The organism is Hymenobacter ruricola (genome assembly GCF_015694525.1).
GTDB lineage: Bacteria > Bacteroidota > Bacteroidia > Cytophagales > Hymenobacteraceae > Hymenobacter > Hymenobacter ruricola.
The window spans coordinates 20712-41960 of the sequence record NZ_JADQDM010000001.1; the positions used below are offsets into that span (position 1 = coordinate 20712).

The window sequence follows — 21249 nt, forward strand, 5'->3', positions numbered from 1 at the left end:
CCGGCCGCCGGAAATTAATGGGACGAAATACCGGTTGAAATACAGGATATTGAATGTCGTAGCGCGGAATTGCTTTGCTGAAAACGATTTCGGTGCCGGTTCCGGAATTATTGCTCATATTTCCAGCCGGTAACGTGCTTCAGCGCTGAGGTGCGCGACCCGCGGGCCCGGCAACGTCGTGGGGCTTCTACCTAACCCCTTTTTCGTTTTATGGACAACCTCAACGCCACCGCTATTCCGGCCGCCGTGCTGGCCGACGCGCTCAAGAAAATCCGGGACGCCCGCGCGGCCCTGGCGCCCTACCTGCACCCCCTCACCACCGAGCAGCGGCAGGAACTGCCCAAGATGGGCGACAAAACCCTGGCCTTCGTGACCAAGATGGCCGGCTACGCCCAAAACCTGCCCAGCCTCATGCCCAGCTACCTTGATGTGACCGGCTTGCTCATCGACGCGGCCACGAGCAACGACCTGCTGGAGGTGTACCAGGAACTCGACGGCTTCACCCTCGACGTGGACAGCACCCGCATGATAGCCGGCTCCGAGGGCTACACCGCGTCGCTCATTGGCTACGGCGCGTTGCAGGGCGCGGCCAAAACCAACCAGCCCGGCGCCCAGGCCGCCGTCGCGGAGCTGGCCCCCCGCTTCGCCCGTCCCACCAACGCGGCCAAAGCCACCAAGAAGGCAGGCAACGCCCCCGCCGCCTAACCCCCGCGCGCCGGGGTCGGACCCCGGCATTCCGGGGTCCGACCCCGGGACGCCACCAAAAAAGCCCGACGCGCCGAGCATTTTGCCTGGCCCGCCGGGCTTTTTTGGTGGCGTGCCGGGTTATTTCGGCGGCGGGCCGGGCTTTTGAGGCGGCGCGCGAGGCTCTTTGGGCGGCACCCCGCCGAAATAACCCGGGACGCCGGGCAAATAACTCGGAACGCCGGGCTTTTTTGGTGGCGGGTGGATGTTTTTGGGTGGCGCGCCGGGGTGCGGGCGCTGAATTACCTTTGGCCGCTATGAAAAACGCCATCAACACCCTGCGCATTCAGAATTTCAAGTCAATAAAAGACGTGACGATGCAGCCCCGGCGCGTAAACCTGATTATCGGCCAGCCCAACGTCGGCAAGTCGAATATTCTAGAGGCTATGAGTTTGTTGGGGGGAATGGTGTATGATAGAGATGATAAGCTCATGAAACAAATGATTCGATATCAGCAGTCAAATCAATTGTTTTATGATAACCTATTACACAATACAGTAAGTGTTACCACGAATAGAGATAACTGCTACTTATGTACGCAGCCTTGGCGCAGCACATCGGCCGCATTATTCATGAATAGTGAAGCGCAACGCGTTTTTGAGCAAAGAGTGAGCCGGGTGCCACTAATAAGAATAGGAGATGCATCTGAGCCAAAGCCGCTCACGCTGGAAGAATGGATTGAAGAAGTTATTAGGCGGGATAACAGGGAGCAGAAAAGTATGCCTGATTCTGCTGAGTATGGTTGGCTTGAATTTGATTCGGATGGAAAAGTGAGTTCACGAAATTCGAATGGCTTTAGGAATGCCTCTATGTCTATTATTCCTTATGTTTCAGTTCGGCCGTACCTGTTTGTTAAAGGTAGTGAGGTAGGTAAAAATTATTCATTGCCTTATCTAGCCCCACCCCATGGGGACAATTTGAAGAATATCATTCAGACCTATCGCGGGTTGCGAGAAGAGGTGGCGGAAATGTTCAATAAATATGGGTTGAAGCTACTGCTGCGAATGGTGAGCAATGAGCTAGAAGTAGTAAAAGAAGACGGAGGACTTATCTACTCCTACCCCTATTCCAGCATTGCCGATACCCTGCAGCGCATCATCTTCTACCTGGCCGCCATTGAGAGCAACGACGACGCGGTGATTTTGCTGGAAGAGCCTGAGGCGCATTCCTACCCGGTGTACGTGTCGATGCTGGGGCGGCGCATGGTGGAGAGCCGCAACAACCAGTTTTTTGTGGCCACGCACAGCCCCTATCTCATCACCGAAATCCTGGAGCAGATGCTGCCGGATGAGGGGCAGGCGTCGGAGCTGGCCATTTTCGTGGCCTACTACGAGGACTACCAAACCAAGGTGAAGCAGCTAAGCGACGAGGAGGTGCGGGCCATTCGGGTCGACGAGTTGGATGTGTTCTACAACATGAGCCGCTTCATTCCGCGCCCTGCCAATGGCTAACTACGCGCTGTTCGTGCCCGAATGCTGGGCCGATACCGCCCTCATGCTGGCCTTGCTGCACGACCGGGACGACTTCATTAGCCACGCGCAGGGCATCGGCAAGGTGGGCGGGGTGCTGCGCCGGCAGGGTGCCGACGCCAGCGGGCAGGCGCGCCGGGTAGTGGGCATGGTCGACGGCGATAAGAAGTTTGCCGAGCAGCCCTACCTCTCCGAATTTACGGAAGTGGTGGCCGGCGGTTGGGACAAGCGCCACCACCCGCACTGCATTGTGCGGCACCCCGGCCAGCCGGCCCACCACCTCATTGTGCTCCATCCGGCCTGCGATGCCTGGCTGCTGCGCACGGCCCTGGCCGCTGGCATCGACTTGCTGGCGCTCGGGCTGCCCGCCGAGCTGGTGCCTTTCAAAAACTTCTGCAAGCAAGATGGGGTGACGGAGAACAAAGCGCTGCAACTGCTGCTACGGGAGTTGCAGCGCCGCCGTCCGCCGGCCTACCAGGAATTGGCCGAATTTGTGTCGCGGGTGATGAATATTGCTCCCCCGCGCCATCCTTAGCCCCACACGCTGGCGGGAGCTTCTACTTCTCAAACACCTCGTTCAGCAGGCCGGCCAGCCGGACGCCGGCTTTGAGAATCTGGTCTTCCACGGTGGGGCCGAAGGTGGGGTAGAAATGCCAGTCGAACTTGGGGTTGGTGACCGGCGCGGCGTAGGCCGGCCCGCACAGTTGGTACGACTCGAACAGCCAGGCGGTGGGGTCGCTTTTCTGCCATTCCTTGATTTGGGCGGGCGTGGCGTGGTCGTAGGCCGCCGCCATCTCGGTGAACGTGAAGCCGGGGTATTCCACCAGGTCGCCGTCCCACACGCTGTGGAGGTTGGTGTCGCGGCCGCGCCAGCTCACCTGAATGGTGTTGCCGCCCTTGTCTTCGAGGTGGCCCAGGTGCAGGGGCTGGTGCACGTCGCCCACCAAGTGAATGAGGAACTTGAGGGCAATGCGCTTTTCGTCGGCCGTTTTCTTGGGGTCCTTCAGGTCCTGGCGCACTTGCAGCAGGGCGGCGTAGGCGTTGGTGGGCAGGGCCGGAGCGGGCGCCACGGTGGCCTTGAGCTGAGCGGTGAAGGCGGCGTAGTCGAGGCCCGGGGCCACGTTCACGTAGTGCCAGGGCGCCGTGTCCTTGAACTGCGGGTCGTTGCGCAGCTCATCGGCCCAGGTGCTGACCAGCGGCATCGTTTCGTGCCCCAGAATTCGGGCAATTTCGCGCTTGGCCGCGTTGGAAAGGTGGTTTTCGGCAATGCGGGCCACGGCGCGGTGGCCCAGCACGCCCCAGGCCAGCAGGCGGTAGGGGGCGGATGTCAGGACCAGCAGGATAAGGATTTTTCGGAACATCAGCGAAGGGGGTGAGGGCAGGAGCAAGCGGTTCTCCGACCGTTCGGATACCGGCCAGCGCAAGCAGAACCACAAAGCTAGCGTCCGGCCGCAACAGATGAATGCGCAGCCGGCAAAGTAGCGGCCGCCCCGCCATAAAGAACTGAAAGCCGCGGCGGGAGCATGTTTTGTGTCGTTATTTGAATGCGCCAAATGCCATTGCCTGCGTTATCCGTCAGCTCACGTGCAAACCATCATCGATTCTCCTGCCCTGTTCATCGGCCGCGATGAGTCCAATAGCTGGCTGTACGTTGACCTGCGCGGCGCCTACGACGGCCCCGCGGCCCAAGCCGCCTGCCAGCAGATGCTAACCAGCCTGCGCCAGTGGCCCTGCCAGAAAATCCTGACCGACGGCACCAACATCCTCGCCGTGCACATGCAGCGCACGCAGTGGGGCAGCCGGTGGCTGGAAGAGATGCAGGCCGCCGGCTTGCGCTATTTTGCCTGGGTGCTGCCCCTCAGCCTGCAGGCCCGCCACGCCACCGAAGAGCGGGTGCACCCCATCAGCAGCCCCTTGGTGGGCACTTTCGATGACATAGCGTCGGCGTATGTGTGGCTGCAACAGCAGTGAGGAAAGGATAACTTAAAAAGCTCGGCATGACGTTCTAATAGACGCCATATTATTAAGGACCACTGCCCGTGTACACCAACCCCATCATCGACGACAACTTTCCGGACCCCACCATCATCCGCGCCACCGATGGGCAGTACTACGCCTACGGCACCCAAACCAAGCGCGCCGGCGTCATCATCAACCTGCAGGTGGCGCGGTCGTCGGACTTAATCGACTGGGAATACCTCGGCGAAGGCCTGCCCGAAAAGCCGGTGTGGGCCCGGCAAAGCCAGAAAATATGGGCGCCCCACGTGAGCGAGCACGGCGGCCGCTTCTACCTCTACTACTCGGCCCGGCCCGATGGCGCCGACTTTCTCAGCCTGGCCGTGGCCGTGGCTGAGAGCCCCGCCGGGCCCTTCCGCGACAGCGGCCAGCCGCTGCTGCCCGGCCCCGGCTTCACCTGCATCGACCCCATGGCGTTCGACGACCCCGCCACCGGCCAGCGGCTGCTGTACTGGGGCTCGGGCTTCGGGCCGATTTGGGTGCGCGAGCTGGCCGAGGACCGGCTCAGCTTCCGCCCCGGCACCGAGGCGCGGGCCGTGGTGCACCCCAGCGGGAGCGACGACCCCGCCGACTACCACCGCGTCGTGGAAGCCGCCTGGGTGCACCAGCGCGACGGCTGGTACTACCTCTTTTTTTCGGGGGATAACTGCTGCGGCCCCCATGCCCACTACGCCGTGCTGGTGGCCCGCGCCCGCCACGCCACCGGCCCCTTCGAAACCTATGCCACCGCCAGTGCCAACCCGCACACCGCCCTGCTGGCCGCGAATGCCCACTGGCGCGCCCCCGGCCACAACTGCGTGGTGACCGATGCCGCCGGCCACGACTGGCTGGCCTACCACGCCATCGACCCGCGCCAGCCCACCTTCGATGCCATCGACGACTCCGAAGGCTACTCGCGCCGCGTGCTGCTCCTCGACCGCCTCACCTATGCCGACGGCTGGCCCGTGGTGGCCGGCAACTCGCCCTCCTGGCAGCCCCAGCCCGCGCCGGTGGGGCAGTAAACCGGCTTCCGCAAAAATGAGCCGGCGGCAAGCTGCCGACGGCCGGTTTCCCGTATCTTGGGCTGCACCGAAACCTCTCCGCCTATGCCGCTCGCCTTACCGTCTTTTCGTAGATTGAGTTTCTGGATGGCCTCCTTGCTGGGCGTTGGGGTGCTGAGTAGCGGCCCCACACAGGCCCAGGCCCCCGGCGCCGAGCTGCGCTGCCTGATGCTGCCGCTGGCACCCGAGCAGCGGGCGCAACAGGCGGCGCTGGTGGTGGAGGCAGAAGTGCTGGACGCGCAGGGTTTTTGGAATGAGAACCACGCCCGGCTTTTCACCCGGCACCGGCTGCGGGTGTTTTCGCTGCTGAAAGGCCAGGTGGCCGACACGACGGAGCTGGTACTGATTACGGAAGGTGGCCGGCTGGGGCTCGACCAGCAGGTGCTGACCAATACCCTGCAGCTGGCGCCCGGCCAGCAGGGCATCTTTTTCCTGAGCCGCGCGCCCTGGCTGGGCATTGCCACGGCTGGCCGCGCCTACACGCCCTACGGCAGCGAGCAGGGCTTTATTGCCTTTAACACCATTGAGCAAACCGCTGCTGAGCCCTTTCGCACCTATCCGGCCGTCGATGCGGCCTTTTACCGGAAGCTGGCCGGCCTCACGGGGCAGGCCCGCCGGGTGCTGCAGCCCAACCTGTCGATGATGGCCGCCACGGCGGTGGGCCCGGCCCGACGGGTCACGGCGCCCACCGTCGCCAGCTTCGCCCCCCGAAGCTTGCCGGCCGGCACCGGGGCCGTGCTCACCATCGACGGGGCCGGCTTCGGCAACAGCCAGGGGACGGGCTTCGTGGAGTTTCGCAACGCCGACGATGGCGGCGCCACCTTCGTGAAAGCCCGCGCGGCCGACTACGTGAGCTGGACCAATACGCGCATTCAGGTAAGAGTGCCTTCCACGGCCAACGGCGGCCTGCCCGTGAGCAACGGCCATCCGGCCGGCTCGGGCACCATCCGCGTGACCACCGCCGACCAAGTGGCAGCGGAAAGCTCCAGCGCCCTCACCGTCGTCTACGCCCTCACCACCGTCGAAAGCACCGACGGCACCCTGCTTCAGCGGCCCAACCACGTGGCCCTGAATGCCAGCGGCGGCATTTCCTTCCGCTTCGGTCCCGGCTTCGCGGCCAACGCCCCGGCGGCGGCGGCGTGGCAGCGGGCGCTGGCCACCTGGCGCTGCCAAACGGGCATGAACTGGGAAGTGGGCGCCCCCAACGCCACCAGCGCCATTGCCGACGACGGCCAGAACGTGGTGGCCTTCGATGCCGGCCCCGAGCTGCCGGCCCAGGTGCTGGGCCGCACCACCAGCTACTACCGCGGCTGCTACGCGCCCAGCGGCGAGGTGGTATTTTGGGTAAAGGAAATCGACATGCAGTTCGACGACGCCAGCAACTTTCAGTTTGGGCCCGCGCCGCCCCTGACTTCGCTGCGGCAGATTGATTTTGAGTCGGTGGCCGTGCACGAGTTGGGCCACGCTCACCAGCTCAGCCACCTCAACCTGCCGGGAGCCGTGATGCACTACGCCGTGTCCGTCGGCCAGCTCTCGCGTAGCCTCAACCCCGCGAGCGACGTGGCCGGCGGGCGCCAGGTGCTGCGCGTGCGCAGCCTGCGCACCCTGGGCTGCGGCGGCCCGGCCCTGCTGCCCGCCCCGCTCACCAGCTTTGCCGCCCAATACGTCGCTGGCGCGGGCGTCACCCTGACATGGGCCACCCGCGACGAATGCTTCCTGAGCGGTTTTGTGGTGGAGCGCACCGCCGCCGGCGACACCACCGCTTGGGTGCGGCTGGGCGCGGTGGCCAACCGGGTGCCCGGCGGTTCTTATCAGTACACTGATGCTGCCGTGCCCGGTGGCCTGCTCTACTACCGCCTGCGCCTGCTACGGCCCGACGGCTCCCTCGACAACGTGGCCCCCGCCGTGCTCAGCACCGACGGCGCCAACGCTACCATTTCGATTTTCCCCAACCCCGTGAGCGACGACGTGCTGCGCGTGCAATACCCCGCGGCCGCCGAAACCACCGTGACTTTCCGCATCTTCGACCGACTGGGCCGCCGGGCCCGCGCCAGCCTGCTGAGCCTGCCCGTGGGGCTCAACGTGGTGCCGCTGTCCATTGCGGGCCTGGCGCCGGGCCTCTACGTGCTGTTTTGGCAGGATGCGCAGGGCCGCACCGGTAGCAGCCGGTTTGTGCGGTACTAGCGGCGGGCTACAGGCTGCGGCCCACCACGGGCCGGGCCGCCTCCGAAGCCGCCGGGGCCACGGCGTAGCTGGCCAGCTGCCCCTCGTCGAGGTTGCCGTTGAACCATTCGTCTTCGATGTTGGCGCCCAGCTTTTTGTAGAACGTGATGGCGGGTTCGTTCCAGTTCAGCACCTGCCACTTCAGGCGCACGGCTCCGGTTGCCCGGGCCTCGGCCACCACGGCATCGAACAGCAGCCGGCCCAGGCCGCCGCGCCGCGCCGATTCCGTCACCACCAGGTCTTCCAGGTACAGCATGCGGCCTTTCCAAGTGGAGTACGCGGTGTAGAACAAGGCCAGGCCGACGATTTCGGCGGCCTCGTTTTCGAGCACGAAGAAGCCGAAAATGGGCGCCGGCCCGAAGCCGTCGCGCTGCATGGCCGTGAGCGTGTTGGTCACCGCTTCCGGGGCCCGCTCGTACAGCGCCAGCTCGTGAATCAGGCCCAGCACCTGGGGCAAATCGGTTTCGACGCCGCGACGCAGCACAAGGTTGTTTTCCATCATAGTATGCCCGCCGGGCCGGTGCAGTAAAAAGAAATTGAGCCGCCACCGCATTAGCAGCAACGGCTCAATAAAGAAAACCTGAGGCAGCAAACGGCCGGATTACATCTGGGGCTGCATCTTTTTGATGTCTTCGGTGGCGTTCACCGAGTTCAGCTCGCGGTACTGCTCGGGCTGCTTGGCACCCTTGGTGGTGTCGGGGGCGGCGGGCAGGGGCGGCAGCTCGGTGGTGGCAATGTCATCGTCGCCTTCCGTGGCCGAAGGACCGCAGGACGGCAGCGTAAACGACAGCAGGGCAGCGGCCAGCAGGCCGGGGAGGAACGTTTTTTTCATGTGTGGGGAAACGAATGCGGGCGCAAGTTACGCACGGCGGGCGGCTTGCCATACGGAAATATTGCACCCGCAGTAGACGCAATGCCGAGGAAAAACGCCGGATATTTGCTCAACAATGCCCATTTCCCTTTCTGTCGTCGTCATCACCTTCAACGAAGCGGCCAACATTGCCCGCTGCCTCGAAGCCCTGGGCGACGTGGCCGACGACGTGCTGGTGGTCGATTCCTTTTCCACTGATAACACGGTGGAAATCTGCCGGCAGCACGGCGTCCGCGTCATTCAGCACGCTTTCGCCGGCTACGTGGAGCAGAAAAACTACGCCACCGGCCAGGCCCAGTTCGACCACGTGCTCCAGCTCGACGCCGACGAAGTGCTGACCGAGGAGCTGCGCCGGTCCATCCGGGCCGCCAAAGCCGACTGGCAGCACGCTGCCTACTCCCTGGCCCGCCTCACCAACTACTGCGGGCACTGGGTGCGCCACGGCGGCTGGTACCCCGACCGCAAGCTGCGCCTCTACGACCGCCGCCTGGGCCGCTGGACCGGGCTGCTCCTGCACGAGCGCTACGAAGTGACCGCCGGCCAAACCACTGGCACCCTTGCCGGCGATGCCCTGCACTACAGCTACTACAGCATCGCGCAGCACGTCAGCCAGCTCAACAAGTTCACCAGCATCACGGCCCAGGAGCTGGACCTGCGCGGCCAAACCCGCGTGACTTTGTTTCACCTGCTGCTCAAGCCGCTCTGGAAATTCGTGCACGGCTACTTTTTCCGGCTGGGCTTGCTCGATGGGTTCGCGGGCCTGTGCATCGCCGGCATCTCGGCTTGGGGCGTGTTTCTGAAATTCGCCAAGCTGAAAACCCGCACCGAAAGCGCCGAAGCATGAGCCCGGAAAACCTTCAAACCTTCCTCGTGTCGCGCACCGACGCCATCGGCGACGTGGTGCTGACCCTGCCCGTGGCCGGGTATCTCAAGCAGCTGTTTCCCAAGTGCCGGGTGGTGCTCATCGGCCGCACCTACACCGCGCCCGTGGCCGCCGCCTGCCCGTGGGTCGATGATTTTCTGAACCTGGACGAGTTGGCCCAGCTGCCCGGCGCCACCCAGGTAGCCACCCTGCGCGGCTACGCGGCCCACGCCATCATTCACGTATTTCCCAACACCCTGCTGGCGCGGCTGGCCCACAAAGCCAAAATCCCCGTCCGCATTGGCACCCGCAACCGCTGGCGCCACTGGCTCACCTGCAACCGGCTGGTGGCCCTCAGCCGCCGCCACTCCACGCTGCACGAAGCCCAGCTAAACCTCAAGCTGCTCCAGCCGTTTGGCCTCAACCGTTTTCCTCCGCTGCCCGAAGTAGCCCAGCTGGTGCGCCTGCAAGCCACCGAGCTGCTGGCGGAGCATTGGCAAGAGCGGCTGGGCCAACGCCAGCCGGGGCAGTTAAATATCATTCTGCACCCGCGCAGCCGCGGTAGTGCCCGCGAATGGGGCTTGGATAACTACGCCCGCCTCGCCCAGTTGCTGCACCAGGCCGGCCACCGCGTCTTCGTCACCGGCACGGCGGCGGAAGGGGAGGAACTGGCCGACTGGCTCCAGCAAAATGCTGCCTTTCTCGCCGCCAACCTTACCGGCCAGCTCAGCCTGCCGCAATTCATTTCCTTCATCGCCGCCGCCGATGGCTTGGTGGCGGGCAGCACCGGGCCGCTGCACCTGGCCGCCGCACTGGGCCGCCACGCGCTGGGCTTGTACCCGCCCATTCGGCCCATGCACCCCGGCCGCTGGGGGCCGCTGGGGCCGCACGCCGGCTTCCTGGTGTTCGACAAACCCAACTGCAATGACTGCCGCCAGCAACCCGCCGCCTGCACCTGCATCCGGGCCATCGAGCCGGCGGCCGTGGCAGCGCAAATAGCAGCGTGGCAGCCGTTGCCGATGGGTTAACTATTGCTCTCTGTCGATATTCTGGGGCTCATTCATCCACTTAGTTTGGTAGTTGCGCGGGTTATTGCAACCTAGCGTAAGCTGCAATCCGTACATCGGGCAAGGCTTGGGCTGCCCGGCGATGCGTTTGGAAGTAGTTATGCTACTTCGAACCGCAAACCCCATGGGCGGTTTCACCTGTTGAGCAAGCAACCCGGCCGGCCGCTTTTTCCGAGTTGCTGGTTCAGTCCGATTTGTCCTAATACCTTATTCTTTCGTAGGTTTCGGCCTGCAATTTCCCCCGCCCACCTGTATGAGCGATTCCCCCGAACGGGTTAAACTGAGCAAAGAGGAAAAAGACCGGCGCTTTCAGGCCGAGCTCATGCCCGTGCTCGACCCGCTCTACAACTTTGCCTACCGGCTCACCCTCGACGAGGACGATGCCAACGACCTCGTGCAGGAAACCTACCTGAAGGCGTACCGCTTCTTCGAGTATTTCGAGCCCGGCACCAACGCCAAGGCCTGGCTTTTCCGCATTCTCAAGAACTCGTTCATCAACGATTTCCGCAAGAAGAGCAAGCAGCCCGCCAAAGTAGATTACAGCGAGATTGAGGGCTATTACAACCCCGACGACGTGGAGGCCGAAGGCGAAGTCGGCGCCTCGTCGTCCGACATGCGCCAGCAGTCGGCCCGCGACCTGATTGGCGATGAAGTGGCCAGCGCCCTAAATTCTTTGCCGGTCGATTTTCGCACCGTCATCATCCTCTGCGACCTCGAAGGATTTACTTACGAGGAAATGGCCAAAGTGCTTGACATTCCGATTGGTACGGTGCGTTCACGCCTGCACCGGGCCCGCAATTTCCTCAAGGATAAACTGGAGAAATACGCCCAATCAATGGGATATGGCAATGATGCAATTGACGACGAAACGGAACTAACCGACTCCGAAAATAATTAACCCTCCCAGCAGCGGCACCCAGCCGGATGCTCTAATGCATTTCGTTGTCTTTCACCCCTTTCGCGTCTCCTTTCTTATGAACCCATCCGCTACTACACAAACCAACACGTCGGCCCCCGTTGCAGCTACTCCTGACAACGGCCCCGACTGCGAACGCGTGAATACTGTATTAGACCAACTCATCGAAGGCCAACCGTTGACGGCGGAAGACGAGGACTACCTCTACGACCACGCCACCGACTGTTCGCCCTGCTTCGACAACATTGACAAGCAGCGCACCTTCATCTCTTTCCTGAAGCAGCGCGTGAACACGCCGGCCCCGCCCGCCAGCCTGCACGAGTCCATTTTGGCCCGCGTGGGCGCCACGGTGGCCTAATACCGGCCCGGGCGGCTTAGCTTTGCGCGATGCAAGGCAAAATCATTGTGTTTTCGGCGCCCTCGGGCGCGGGCAAAACCACCATTGTGCACCGGCTCATGGAGCGCGTGCCGGAGCTGAGCTTTTCCATTTCGGCCTGCACCCGCGACCGTCGCGGCCGGGCCGAGGAAAACGGCAAGGACTACTATTTCATTTCGGCCGAAGAATTCCAGGACAAGATTCGTCACGACGAATTTGTGGAATGGGAGGAAGTCTACGAAGGCGCCTTCTACGGCACCCTCAAGTCCGAAATCGAACGCATCTGGGAGAGCGGCAAGCACGCCATCCTGGATGTGGACGTGAAAGGTGGCCTCAGCATCAAGGACTTCTATAAGGACCGGGCGCTGGCGATTTTCGTCCGCCCGCCGTCCATCGAAGTCCTGGAGCAGCGCCTGCAAGCCCGCGCCACCGACTCGCAATCCAGCATTTCTTCGCGGGTGTACAAAGCCAAGTTTGAACTGGCGTTTGAAGACCGGTTCGACGTAACCGTCGTCAACGACAACCTCGACGAAGCCAGCGCCCAAGCCGAAAAGCTCGTGCGTCAGTTCATCAGCGCCGAGCCGGCCGTGGTATGAGCGCCCCGCGCATAGGCCTGCTCTTCGGCTCGTTCAACCCCGTGCACGTCGGCCACCTCATCCTGGCCGAGCACTTCGCCACGCGTACGGATTTGGCCGAAGTCTGGCTGGTGGTCACGCCCCACAACCCCTTCAAGGAAGCCAAGGACCTGTTGCCCGACACCGAGCGCCTGCGCCTGGTAGAATTGGCCCTGGCCGGCAACCCGCGCCTGCGCGCCGAAGCCATCGAGTTTGACCTGCCGCGCCCCAGCTACACCATCGCCACGCTCGACGCCTTGCGTGAACGCTACCCCGAGCATGATTTCGTGCTCCTTATGGGCGGCGACAATGTTTCGGGCCTGCCGCGCTGGCAGGAGTCAGCCCGCCTGCTGGCCGAAGTCGATATCTACGTCTATCCCAGGCCCGGCACCGCGCTACCGGACTTAGCCGCCTTCCCCCGCCTTAAGGTAATGGCCGCGCCGCTGCTCGACATCTCGGCCACCTACATCCGCGAAAGCCTGCGCGTGGGCAAATCCATCCGCTACCTGGTGCCAGATGCCGTAGAGGCTGTGCTTGCTTCCCGGCAGGCTTCTGCGTAGCCATCTGCGGAATTCAGCAAGAATGCAGCTCAACAAAAAAGCCCGGCGATAACTCGCCGGGCTTCTTTATGCTTCAACGGACCAAATCAGATGGTCATAATCTCTGATTCCTTCTTGCTCAAGGCCTTATCCACCTCTGCAATGTAAGTATCAGTGGTTTTCTGCACCTTTTCCTCCGCTACTTTGATGGCGTCTTCCGAAGCGCCTTCTTTCAGCAGCTTGCGCAGGGCTTCGTTCACATCCTTGCGGATGCCGCGTACGCGGACTTTACCAGCTTCCGATTCGTTTTTGGCTTGTTTCACGAGGTCGCGACGGCGCTCTTCGGTCATGGCCGGGATATTCAGGCGCACGCCTTCCGCGTCCGACACCGGGCTCAGGCCCAGGTCGCTGTTGCGAATGGCCTTGGTGACCTCGGCAATCATGTTTTTCTCCCAGGGCTTGATGAACAGCGAGCGGGCGTCGGGCGTCGAGATGTTCGCAATCTGGCCAATGGGCGTGGGCGTGCCGTAGTAGTCCACCCGGATGCCGTCGAGCATGGCCGGCGAGGCCTTGCCGGCCCGAATGCGGCTCATTTCCACGTTGACGTGGGCCAGGGCCTTGCCCATTGATTCAACCAGGTCGTCCAGGTAAAACTGAATTTCTTCGTCCATTTTAGTTAGTTGTCAGTTGATAGTTGTCCGTTGTCGGGCCCGGCTATCAGTGTAGTTTTTCGATACAAACTAACAACCGACAACCAGCAACCGACAACTAAAAAATTACGCCTGCTCGGGCAGCTTGCCCACCAGCGGCTGCAGCAGCGTGTTGATGGGGTCCAGCGTGGGCTTGCGGCCGTCGCGGCTGCCGCCATCGCTCACCAGCGTGCCCATGGCCTCGCCGTCCAGCAAACGCTGCAAATTGCCCGGCGTGTTCATGTCGAACACGATGATGGGCAGGTTATTCTCTTTGCAGAGCGTGAAGGCCGTCATGTCCATCACGTTCAAATTCTTGCTCAGCACCTCGTCAAAGGTGATTTTGTCGTAGCGCGTTGCGCTCGGGTCCTTCTCCGGGTCGGCGGTATAGATGCCGTCCACGCGCGTTCCCTTCAGCACCACATCGGCTTCAATCTCAATGGCGCGCAGCGAGGCAGCCGAGTCGGTGGTGAAATAGGGGGAGCCAATGCCAGCCCCGAAAATCACTACGCGGCCTTTCTCCAGATGGCGCACCGCGCGCCGACGGATATATGGCTCGCACACCCGCTGAATGGTGAGGCCCGACAGCAGGCGCGTGCTTACTTCCAGTTTTTCAAGGGCGCTTTGCAGGGCCATGGAGTTGATGACCGTGGCCAGCATGCCCATGTAGTCGCCCTGCACGCGGTCGAGGCCGAAAGCCACCGACTCCACGCCGCGGTAGATGTTGCCGCCGCCAATCACGACGGCCACCTGCACGCCGGTGGAAACCGCGGCTTTGATTTCGGAAGCGTACTGCATCAGCCGCTCGGCGTCGATGCCGTATTGCTGCTGGCCCATCAGCGACTCGCCGCTGAGCTTGAGGAGGATGCGGTTGTATTTCAAGTTAGAGGAGTTGAGTTTATCGAATTGATTGTGGCCGGGCGGCTACGAAAACTGCACCAGCACCTGGCCCTTCTGCACGTTGTCGCGCAGGTTCACCTTAATGGTGCCCACCGTGCCATCGGCCGGCGCTTTCAGGATGTTTTCCATTTTCATGGCCTCCAGCACCAGCAGCGGGTCGCCTTTTTGCACGGCTTGGCCGGGTTCCACCCGAATATCTACGATAAGACCGGGCATCGGAGCCTTGAGTTCGTTTACTTTCGCGGCGGCCGCGTTGCTCATGCCGAGGCGTTCGAGCAGCAAGTCGAACCGGTCTTTGGCATTGAGCTCCACGCGCTGGCCATTGATTTTGAGCACGATATCTTTCGTGGCGAAGTCAACCGCTACAACTTCCGCGTTGTAGGAGCGACCTTCGTGGAGCACGTGAAAGCGGCCTTCGCCCAAATCTGCTATGTCCCAGGCAAAAAGCTGGCCGTTGAGCGTGACGGTGTCGGCGGCGCGGTAGTCAACTTCCCAGAGTTGACCGGGGCCGGTGCTGATTTGAAGCATCTGCAGTGAATAGGGTGGGAGGAAAGCCGGGGTTAAAGGTAGCCCAAATCTCAAATTAATTCAGAAATTGACGCGGTTTTAGCCCGTTCTTGTTGGCATGAAGTATCTGGTTCCGGGCCTTTCCAGCCTGATGTTGTTTGTGCAGTTTCTGGCAGTGGCCCAAGTGGCCAAGCCCGGCACTAAAAAGCCTGCTACCAAGGCGCCCGTGCACAAAAAAGTGGCCCCGGCGGCCACGTCGGCGCCCGCCTCTGCCGGCTTGGTGGTGCCATCCTGGCTACCGGCCGAAGCGCCTTTGCAGCCCGCCGCCACCATCCTCACGGACCTTCTTGACACCAAGCTCGATGTGCGCTTCGACTACAAAAAGCAGTACCTGCTTGGCACGGCCATCCTTACGTTGCGCTCGCATTTCTACCCACAGTCGGAGCTGGTGCTGGACGCTAAGGGTTTTGATATTCAGAAAATCGAGTTGGTAGGGGAGAAGAAAAACAAGAGCCTCAACTACAATTACAACCGCCGCAAGCTCGTCATTGTCCTCGACCACCCGTACCCCCGCAGCACGCCCTACCAGGTGCGCATAGCATACGTGGCCAAGCCCAACGAATTGCCGCAAGGCGGCTCGGCGGCCATTACCTCCGACAAGGGCCTGTATTTCATCAACCCGCTGGGTACCGACAAAAACAAGCCCCGTCAAATCTGGACCCAGGGCGAGACCGAAGCCAGTTCCTGCTGGTTTCCCACTATCGACAAGCCCAATCAGCGCATGACGCAGGAAATCAGCATGACGGTAGAAAAGCAGTTTAAAACGCTTTCCAACGGCAGCCTGATTTCCTCGCACGCCAACGCTGACGGCACCCGCACCGACACCTGGAAGCTTAGTCAACCCCACGCGCCCTACCTCGCCACCATGGTAGTCGGCGATTTCGCCGTGGTGAACGACTCTTGGCACGGCAAGCCCGTCGATTACTACGTGGAGCCGCAGTATGCTGGCACCGCCCGCGCCATTTTCGGCCACACGCCCGAAATGCTGGATTTCTTCTCCAAAAAGCTGGGTGTGGAGTACCCTTGGGAGAAATACGCCCAGGTAGCCGTGCGCGACTACGTGAGTGGCGCCATGGAAAACACCACCGCCACCACCCACAGCAGCACCATCCAGCTCACCAAGCGCGAACTGCTCGACACCAACTACCAAACGGCCGAAACCGTCATCGCCCACGAGCTTTTTCACCACTGGTTCGGCGACTACGTCACATGCGAGTCGTGGAGCAACCTGCCGCTGAACGAGTCCTTCGCCGACTATTCCGAATACCTATGGGCTGAGTACAAGTACGGCGCCGACGAAGCCAGCCTCGTCCAAGAAATCAAGCTCAACAACTACCTCGAAGAAGCCACCGCCAAGCGCGAGCCCCTCATCCGCTACCGCTATGTGAACCGCGAGGACATGTTCGACCGCCACTCCTACGACAAGGGCGGCCGCGTGCTCCACATGCTCCGCAAGTACGTGGGCGATGACGCCTTCTTCGCCTCCCTTAACCACTACCTCACCCAGAACAAGCAAAGCGCAGTCGAAATCGCGAAGCTGCGCACCGCTTTCGAAGAAACCACTGGCGAGGACCTGACCTGGTTTTTCAACCAATGGTTTATGCAGCGCGGGCACCCCGAGCTGCGCATCACCCACAGCTACGCCAACGGTCAGGTAGCGCTGCACGTGCAGCAGGTGCAGGACACGCTGTTTCAGCCCATCTACCGCCTGCCCGTCTCCGTGGCCGTCTGGACCAACGGTAACCAGCCCACCGAGCACCGCATCACCGTCACCAAAGCTGACCAGACGTTCACCTTCCCCAGCAGCCAAAAACCCGTCCTCGTCAAGTTCGACAACGAAAGCCAGCTTTTAGCCCAAATCGACGAAGACCGCAGCCAGGACGAGTTGGTGTTCCAGTTTTACCACGCCCGCACCTACCAGCAAAAGTCTGAGGTGCTGGAGCTCCTCCAGAATAAAACCGCCGAAATGGCCGTGAGCAGCATGCTTCGCAACGCCCTCAACGACAAGTTCTGGAACGTGCGCCGCCTCGCCCTCGACCACCTTCGCCGCTACCGCGGCCCCGAGCCCGAAGGCATGCGCAAAGACATCCAGCGCCTCGCCACCACCGACCCCAACTCCCGCGTCCGCGCCCAGGCCATTGCCACCCTTGCTACCTTCCCCGACGGCAACTACGCCAATATATACGGCGATGCCATCGGCGACAGCTCCGCCCTGGTAGCCGCCGCCGCCATCCAGGTGCTGGCCAAAAAGCCCGAGCCCACCACCCGCCAGCAGGTCGCCGCCATCGAAAACACCAGCAGCAGCCCGCTCATTCAAGCCATTGCCGACTACTACGCCCTCAACGGCGGCCTCGACCAGTACCAGTGGTTTCTGAAGCGCCTGCCCGCCGTGGGCGACAACGACCTCTACGCCTACTTCCAGTCTTTTGGCACGCTCATGACGCATATCCCGCCCGTAGAGCGCGACAAAGGCATCAAAATCCTTGAAGATTACGCCCGCAACGGCTCCCGCTACGACATTCGCCTTGGGGCCTACAAAGGCCTCGCCCTGCTCATGCCCACCAATCCCAACCTCAAGGCCGTGCTCCAAAACATCCGCGAGAAGGAAACCGACGACCGCCTCAAGGCATTTTATAACCTTATGTAGGAGCACCTAAGGGGGGTTTTACGAAAAAAGTAGGACCTTTTTTTGTGTCATCCCTTGCCCGGTGTCAGAAAAGCCTTAATTTTGCGACTCCTTACGAAACACTACTGCCTCGGCAATGGTCAAAACGCAAGGGTCTCGCCTCTCAGCAATCGGCCGGGAAGCACCAAATTGGGGGTATCGCATAGCGGCAATTGCGGGTGACTGTAACTCACCTCCTTCGGGTTCATAGGTTCGAGTCCTGTTACCCCCACTTAACTTTACATGCCATCTGCGGGAGTAGCTCAGTTGGTAGAGCGGCAGCCTTCCAAGCTGCAGGTCGCGGGTTCGAACCTCGTCTCCCGCTCACGTTTTTAGAATAAGCCGTTTTAGCTCAGTGGTAGAGCACTTCCTTGGTAAGGAAGAGGTCATGGGTTCAAATCCCATAAATGGCTCAGATTACAACTAAAGTCCAGCTTTCTGAATTATCAGGAAGCTGGCGCGGTTCTCTCAGGCAAGCGACGCACAGTTTTCTATTACAGTAGGGGCTGAGTCTCGCTTTCTTCGTGTAGGGTCCGATTTTTACCTTCAAATTCACTTCACCACCTCTTTTTTTACTCTTTACAATGGCTAAAGAAAATTTCGACCGGTCCAAGCCGCACGTAAACATCGGTACCATCGGCCACGTCGACCACGGCAAGACCACCCTGACCGCTGCTATCACCATGGTGTTGGCAAACCAGGGCTTGGCCGAAAAGCGTGACTTCTCTTCGATTGACAACGCCCCCGAAGAAAAAGAGCGTGGTATCACCATCAACACCGCTCACGTAGAGTACTCCACCAAGAACCGTCACTACGCCCACGTTGACTGCCCCGGTCACGCTGACTACGTGAAGAACATGGTAACGGGTGCTGCCCAGATGGACGGCGCTATCCTCGTGGTAGCTGCTACCGACGGCCCGATGCCCCAGACCCGTGAGCACATCCTGCTCGCCCGTCAGGTAGGTGTTCCCCAGCTGGTGGTGTTCATGAACAAAGTGGACATGGTGGACGACCCCGAGCTCCTCGAGCTGGTGGAAATGGAAATCCGCGAACTCCTCTCGTTCTACGACTTCGACGGCGACAACATTCCGGTTATCCAGGGTTCGGCCCTCGGCGGCCTGAACGGCGATGCTAACTGGGTTCCCAAAATCAACGAGCTGATGGACGCGGTTGACTCGTTCATTCCGATTCCCGCTCGTCTGACCGACCTGCCCTTCCTGATGCCGGTTGAGGACGTGTTCTCGATTACGGGCCGTGGCACTGTGGCCACCGGTCGTATCGAGCGCGGCATCATCAACTCGGGTGAGCAAGTTGACATCCTGGGCATGGGCGCTGCTGCCGGCCTGAAGTCGACGGTTACGGGTGTGGAAATGTTCCGCAAAATCCTCGACCGTGGCGAAGCTGGTGACAACGTAGGTCTGCTGCTCCGCGGTATTGAAAAAGAAGCCATCCGTCGCGGCATGGTTATCTGCAAGCCCGGTTCGGTAACTCCTCACCAGAAGTTCAAGGCTGAAGTCTACGTTCTCTCGAAAGAGGAAGGTGGCCGCCACACCCCGTTCTTCAACAACTACCGTCCGCAGTTCTACCTGCGCACCACCGACGTTACCGGCATCATCTCCCTCCCCGAGGGCGTTGAAATGGTAATGCCCGGCGACAACATCACCATCACCGTTGAGCTCATCAACAAGGTGGCAATGGAGAAAGGCCTCCGCTTCGCTATCCGTGAGGGGGGCCGTACGGTAGGTGCCGGGCAGGTAACCGAAGTTCTCGACTAGTTTTAGCTCAACCGCTGAATGTGAAAACGCCCCCGAGTAATCGGGGGCGTTTTCGCGTTTATACCAAAAGATAAGTTTTTTGTCCTGACGTTGGATAACAGACTTTCTATTATTACGTTTGAGCATAGCAATGTTGCTTAAAACTAACCATCATAATGCCATGTTGAAAAAAATGAGAGTCACAATATTGGGTTCGCTAACACTTTTTGGGGTGTTGACCCTGTCTTGCCAGAAGGAGCAAGACCCCACCGTGCCCATGGCTCAGCACGTAACGGTGAAACAAAGTGCCAATGAGGACTTGGTTGGGGTGATGGCTGCCGACCAACTGGTCAAGGATTACATCCTCGCCGACGTCAACTTTGCCAAAGAGTATGCGGTGTGGTACAATGGCCTAGCGCCGGCGGAACAGCAGCAGCGCAAAGCGGAAATTGACCACGCTGTCGAAACGGGGCAGGGCGTCTCGGACCCTGCGCACACTGCACAGGAAACCGCCGCTTACAATGAGTCGCAGCAGCGCCGCATGGACGAGATAAAGCAAAAGTATCCCCAACTCGCCGCACTCAGCCCCACCGAGTATGCGGACATTCAAGCCCGGGTTTATGACCGGGTCGTTGAAGGTTACCAACCCCAGCAATTTGCAGATGGATGTGTACGAGCTCTGAGCATGTGCCTAACATGGTGTCGGGGACAAAATGGAGGAGCATCCTGTGGACAAGCATGTTGGGTGGGCTACTATGCTTGTAAGTGGGATAGAGAACAGTCAGCGTAGAAAATAGCAAAAAAGCACTAATATTTTGAATGATTGAATTTTACTTTAAGCCAATGTTTGCAAACACGAAATTCACAATACTGTGTGCCTACCTGTTTCTTGGGGCATTAGCTTTCTCTTGTCAAAAAGAAAAAGACGTTACCTCTGAACTTGTTGCAACAAAAATGCAAAGTGCCAATGAGGACTTGGTTGGGGTGATGGCTGCCGACCAACTGGTCAAGGATTACATCCTCGCCGACGTCAACTTTGCCAAAGAGTATGCGGTGTGGTACAATGGCCTAGCGCCGGCGGAACAGCAGCAGCGCAAAGCGGAAATTGACCACGCTGTCGAAACGGGGCAGGGCGTCTCGGACCCTGCGCACACTGCACAGGAAACCGCCGCTTACAATGAGTCGCAGCAGCGCCGCATGGACGAGATAAAGCAAAAGTATCCCCAACTCGCCGCACTCAGCCCCACCGAGTATGCGGACATTCAAGCCCGGGTTTATGACCGGGTCGTTGAAGGTTACCAACCCCAGCAACTCCTAGGTAGCGGCTGTATTGCATTCTATTATAGGTGCAAAGACTATTGCCGGAACTCCGGTCAAGGTTATAAATGTCTGGATGCATGCACTGCTGGGTATTATGCTTGCATAGCAGAGAATCCTAGTAAGTGGTAATCCATAGATTTATGCTTTTTGAATAAAAAAGCCGCTCTCGATGTTTCGGGAGCGGCTTTTTTACGCTGAAACAGAAGGGCATATTTGTTTTGTCCGCTGTTTCTCTTACCTTTGCACTCCCTTTGGCGAAATACGCTGGGTGGGAATGTTTAAAAACGAGTGTAGTTCAAGGGTAGAATAGAGGTCTCCAAAACCTTTGATGGGAGTTCGAATCTCTCCACTCGTGCACTTTGGGCCGGTTGGCCCGCTCCATGTTGTTATCAGCGGCAACGCTGTTTTTTATCACCCAATGGACAAACTGAGCAATTACTTCCGCACCACCATCGAAGAGATGCGCTACAACGTGACGTGGCCCTCGACGACGGAACTGCAAAAAAGCGCCGGCTTGGTGCTGATTGGTTCGCTCGTGTTTGCCATCGTGGTAGGCATCATGGATGTCAGCTTTGAGTCGGTACTTAAAGCATTTTACAACTCGTTTCGCTAGTCAG

The 21249-nt window shown here is 60.4% G+C and carries 23 protein-coding genes, 4 tRNA genes and 1 pseudogene; 22 read left to right on the top strand and 6 right to left on the bottom strand.

From position 1 onward, the window contains the following. The first annotated feature begins 210 nt into the window (after nucleotides 1-210). From I2H31_RS00070 to I2H31_RS00080, 4 genes and pseudogenes are all read left to right on the top strand, one after another. The gene (locus I2H31_RS00070; protein WP_196290975.1) at nucleotides 211-705 is read left to right on the top strand and encodes a hypothetical protein; all 495 of its coding nucleotides are present in this window, start codon (nucleotides 211-213) and stop codon (nucleotides 703-705) included. Between the two features lie 296 nt (nucleotides 706-1001). Beyond that, nucleotides 1002-1130: pseudogene (locus I2H31_RS25765) on the top strand (AAA family ATPase); the annotation flags it as partial. A 600-nt stretch (nucleotides 1131-1730) separates the two neighbouring features. Then, entirely contained in the window at nucleotides 1731-2195 is a 465-nt protein-coding gene (locus I2H31_RS25770; protein WP_394368950.1) for an AAA family ATPase, read from the top strand. Continuing rightward, complete coding sequence (locus tag I2H31_RS00080; RefSeq protein WP_196290977.1) at nucleotides 2188-2748, top strand: hypothetical protein; 561 nt, start codon at nucleotides 2188-2190, stop codon at nucleotides 2746-2748. Before I2H31_RS25770 ends, I2H31_RS00080 begins: the two co-directional genes overlap by 8 nt. A 22-nt stretch (nucleotides 2749-2770) precedes the next feature. On the opposite strand, the gene I2H31_RS00085 is transcribed toward I2H31_RS00080, so the two are convergent. Beyond that, nucleotides 2771-3574 carry a S1/P1 nuclease gene (locus I2H31_RS00085; protein ID WP_196290978.1) on the bottom strand — a complete coding sequence of 268 codons (804 nt, stop codon included), beginning with the start codon at nucleotides 3572-3574 and terminating at the stop codon, nucleotides 2771-2773. 223 nt (nucleotides 3575-3797) lie between these two features. Here I2H31_RS00085 and I2H31_RS00090 point away from each other — a divergent pair, with 223 nt between their 5' ends. The 3 genes from I2H31_RS00090 to I2H31_RS00100 all read left to right on the top strand — a co-directional run bounded on the left by I2H31_RS00090 (nucleotide 3798) and on the right by I2H31_RS00100 (nucleotide 7453). Continuing rightward, nucleotides 3798-4184 (top strand): hypothetical protein, encoded by a 387-nt coding sequence (locus I2H31_RS00090; protein ID WP_196290979.1) that lies wholly within the window; start codon nucleotides 3798-3800, stop codon nucleotides 4182-4184. 68 nt (nucleotides 4185-4252) lie between these two features. After that, on the top strand, nucleotides 4253-5230 hold the full coding sequence (locus I2H31_RS00095; RefSeq protein ID WP_317192149.1) for a glycoside hydrolase family 43 protein: 978 nt from the start codon (nucleotides 4253-4255) through the stop codon (nucleotides 5228-5230). Nucleotides 5231-5344: 114 nt separating this feature from the next. After that, the gene (locus tag I2H31_RS00100; RefSeq protein WP_196290980.1) at nucleotides 5345-7453 is read left to right on the top strand and encodes a matrixin family metalloprotease; all 2109 of its coding nucleotides are present in this window, start codon (nucleotides 5345-5347) and stop codon (nucleotides 7451-7453) included. Between the two features lie 7 nt (nucleotides 7454-7460). On the opposite strand, the gene I2H31_RS00105 is transcribed toward I2H31_RS00100, so the two are convergent. Next, entirely contained in the window at nucleotides 7461-7991 is a 531-nt protein-coding gene (locus tag I2H31_RS00105) for a GNAT family N-acetyltransferase (protein ID WP_196290981.1), read from the bottom strand. A gap of 102 nt (nucleotides 7992-8093) precedes the next feature. Then, a complete protein-coding gene (locus tag I2H31_RS00110) occupies nucleotides 8094-8324 on the bottom strand; it encodes a hypothetical protein (protein ID WP_196290982.1) in 231 nt (76 codons plus the stop codon). A 115-nt stretch (nucleotides 8325-8439) separates the two neighbouring features. Here I2H31_RS00110 and I2H31_RS00115 point away from each other — a divergent pair, with 115 nt between their 5' ends. The 6 genes from I2H31_RS00115 (at nucleotide 8440) to nadD (ending at nucleotide 12758) form a co-directional block, all read left to right on the top strand. Continuing rightward, nucleotides 8440-9207, top strand: coding sequence for a glycosyltransferase family 2 protein (locus tag I2H31_RS00115; RefSeq protein ID WP_196290983.1), 768 nt, complete (start codon nucleotides 8440-8442; stop codon nucleotides 9205-9207). A 26-nt stretch (nucleotides 9208-9233) separates the two neighbouring features. Next, a complete protein-coding gene (locus I2H31_RS00120; protein ID WP_196290984.1) occupies nucleotides 9234-10253 on the top strand; it encodes a glycosyltransferase family 9 protein in 1020 nt (339 codons plus the stop codon). Between the two features lie 292 nt (nucleotides 10254-10545). Then, complete coding sequence (locus tag I2H31_RS00125; RefSeq protein ID WP_196290985.1) at nucleotides 10546-11190, top strand: sigma-70 family RNA polymerase sigma factor; 645 nt, start codon at nucleotides 10546-10548, stop codon at nucleotides 11188-11190. Between the two features lie 76 nt (nucleotides 11191-11266). Further along, nucleotides 11267-11566: a hypothetical protein gene (locus I2H31_RS00130; RefSeq protein WP_196290986.1), complete on the top strand. Its 300-nt coding sequence runs from the start codon at nucleotides 11267-11269 to the stop codon at nucleotides 11564-11566. A gap of 29 nt (nucleotides 11567-11595) precedes the next feature. Then, nucleotides 11596-12180, top strand: coding sequence for a guanylate kinase (gmk, locus tag I2H31_RS00135; protein WP_196290987.1), 585 nt, complete (start codon nucleotides 11596-11598; stop codon nucleotides 12178-12180). Then, nucleotides 12177-12758 carry a nicotinate (nicotinamide) nucleotide adenylyltransferase gene (nadD, locus tag I2H31_RS00140; protein WP_196290988.1) on the top strand — a complete coding sequence of 194 codons (582 nt, stop codon included), beginning with the start codon at nucleotides 12177-12179 and terminating at the stop codon, nucleotides 12756-12758. Before gmk ends, nadD begins: the two co-directional genes overlap by 4 nt. An 86-nt stretch (nucleotides 12759-12844) precedes the next feature. Here the strand turns inward: nadD and frr are convergent, their stop codons facing one another. The 3 genes from frr to I2H31_RS00155 all read right to left on the bottom strand — a co-directional run bounded on the left by frr (nucleotide 12845) and on the right by I2H31_RS00155 (nucleotide 14854). Then, on the bottom strand, nucleotides 12845-13408 hold the full coding sequence (gene frr / locus I2H31_RS00145; RefSeq protein ID WP_196290989.1) for a ribosome recycling factor: 564 nt from the start codon (nucleotides 13406-13408) through the stop codon (nucleotides 12845-12847). A 105-nt stretch (nucleotides 13409-13513) separates the two neighbouring features. Beyond that, nucleotides 13514-14308 carry a UMP kinase gene (gene pyrH / locus I2H31_RS00150; RefSeq protein WP_196290990.1) on the bottom strand — a complete coding sequence of 265 codons (795 nt, stop codon included), beginning with the start codon at nucleotides 14306-14308 and terminating at the stop codon, nucleotides 13514-13516. 42 nt (nucleotides 14309-14350) lie between these two features. After that, a complete protein-coding gene (locus tag I2H31_RS00155) occupies nucleotides 14351-14854 on the bottom strand; it encodes a biotin/lipoyl-containing protein (protein ID WP_196290991.1) in 504 nt (167 codons plus the stop codon). Nucleotides 14855-14951: 97 nt separating this feature from the next. Between I2H31_RS00155 and I2H31_RS00160 the strand changes: the two genes are divergently transcribed. The 9 genes from I2H31_RS00160 to secE all read left to right on the top strand — a co-directional run bounded on the left by I2H31_RS00160 (nucleotide 14952) and on the right by secE (nucleotide 21245). Next, a complete protein-coding gene (locus tag I2H31_RS00160; protein ID WP_230687375.1) occupies nucleotides 14952-17540 on the top strand; it encodes a M1 family aminopeptidase in 2589 nt (862 codons plus the stop codon). 170 nt (nucleotides 17541-17710) lie between these two features. Next, nucleotides 17711-17790: transfer RNA gene (locus I2H31_RS00165), tRNA-Tyr, on the top strand. 20 nt (nucleotides 17791-17810) lie between these two features. Continuing rightward, nucleotides 17811-17883: transfer RNA gene (locus tag I2H31_RS00170), tRNA-Gly, on the top strand. A 16-nt stretch (nucleotides 17884-17899) separates the two neighbouring features. Continuing rightward, a tRNA-Thr gene (locus I2H31_RS00175) sits at nucleotides 17900-17971 on the top strand. A gap of 171 nt (nucleotides 17972-18142) precedes the next feature. After that, nucleotides 18143-19333 carry an elongation factor Tu gene (gene tuf / locus I2H31_RS00180; protein ID WP_046245268.1) on the top strand — a complete coding sequence of 397 codons (1191 nt, stop codon included), beginning with the start codon at nucleotides 18143-18145 and terminating at the stop codon, nucleotides 19331-19333. 130 nt (nucleotides 19334-19463) lie between these two features. Beyond that, nucleotides 19464-20102 (top strand): hypothetical protein, encoded by a 639-nt coding sequence (locus I2H31_RS00185; protein ID WP_196290992.1) that lies wholly within the window; start codon nucleotides 19464-19466, stop codon nucleotides 20100-20102. Nucleotides 20103-20131: 29 nt separating this feature from the next. Further along, nucleotides 20132-20761: a hypothetical protein gene (locus tag I2H31_RS00190; RefSeq protein WP_196290993.1), complete on the top strand. Its 630-nt coding sequence runs from the start codon at nucleotides 20132-20134 to the stop codon at nucleotides 20759-20761. A gap of 155 nt (nucleotides 20762-20916) precedes the next feature. Then, nucleotides 20917-20987, top strand: a tRNA-Trp gene (locus I2H31_RS00195). A 63-nt stretch (nucleotides 20988-21050) separates the two neighbouring features. Continuing rightward, on the top strand, nucleotides 21051-21245 hold the full coding sequence (gene secE / locus I2H31_RS00200; protein WP_196290994.1) for a preprotein translocase subunit SecE: 195 nt from the start codon (nucleotides 21051-21053) through the stop codon (nucleotides 21243-21245). Nucleotides 21246-21249 lie beyond the last annotated feature (4 nt).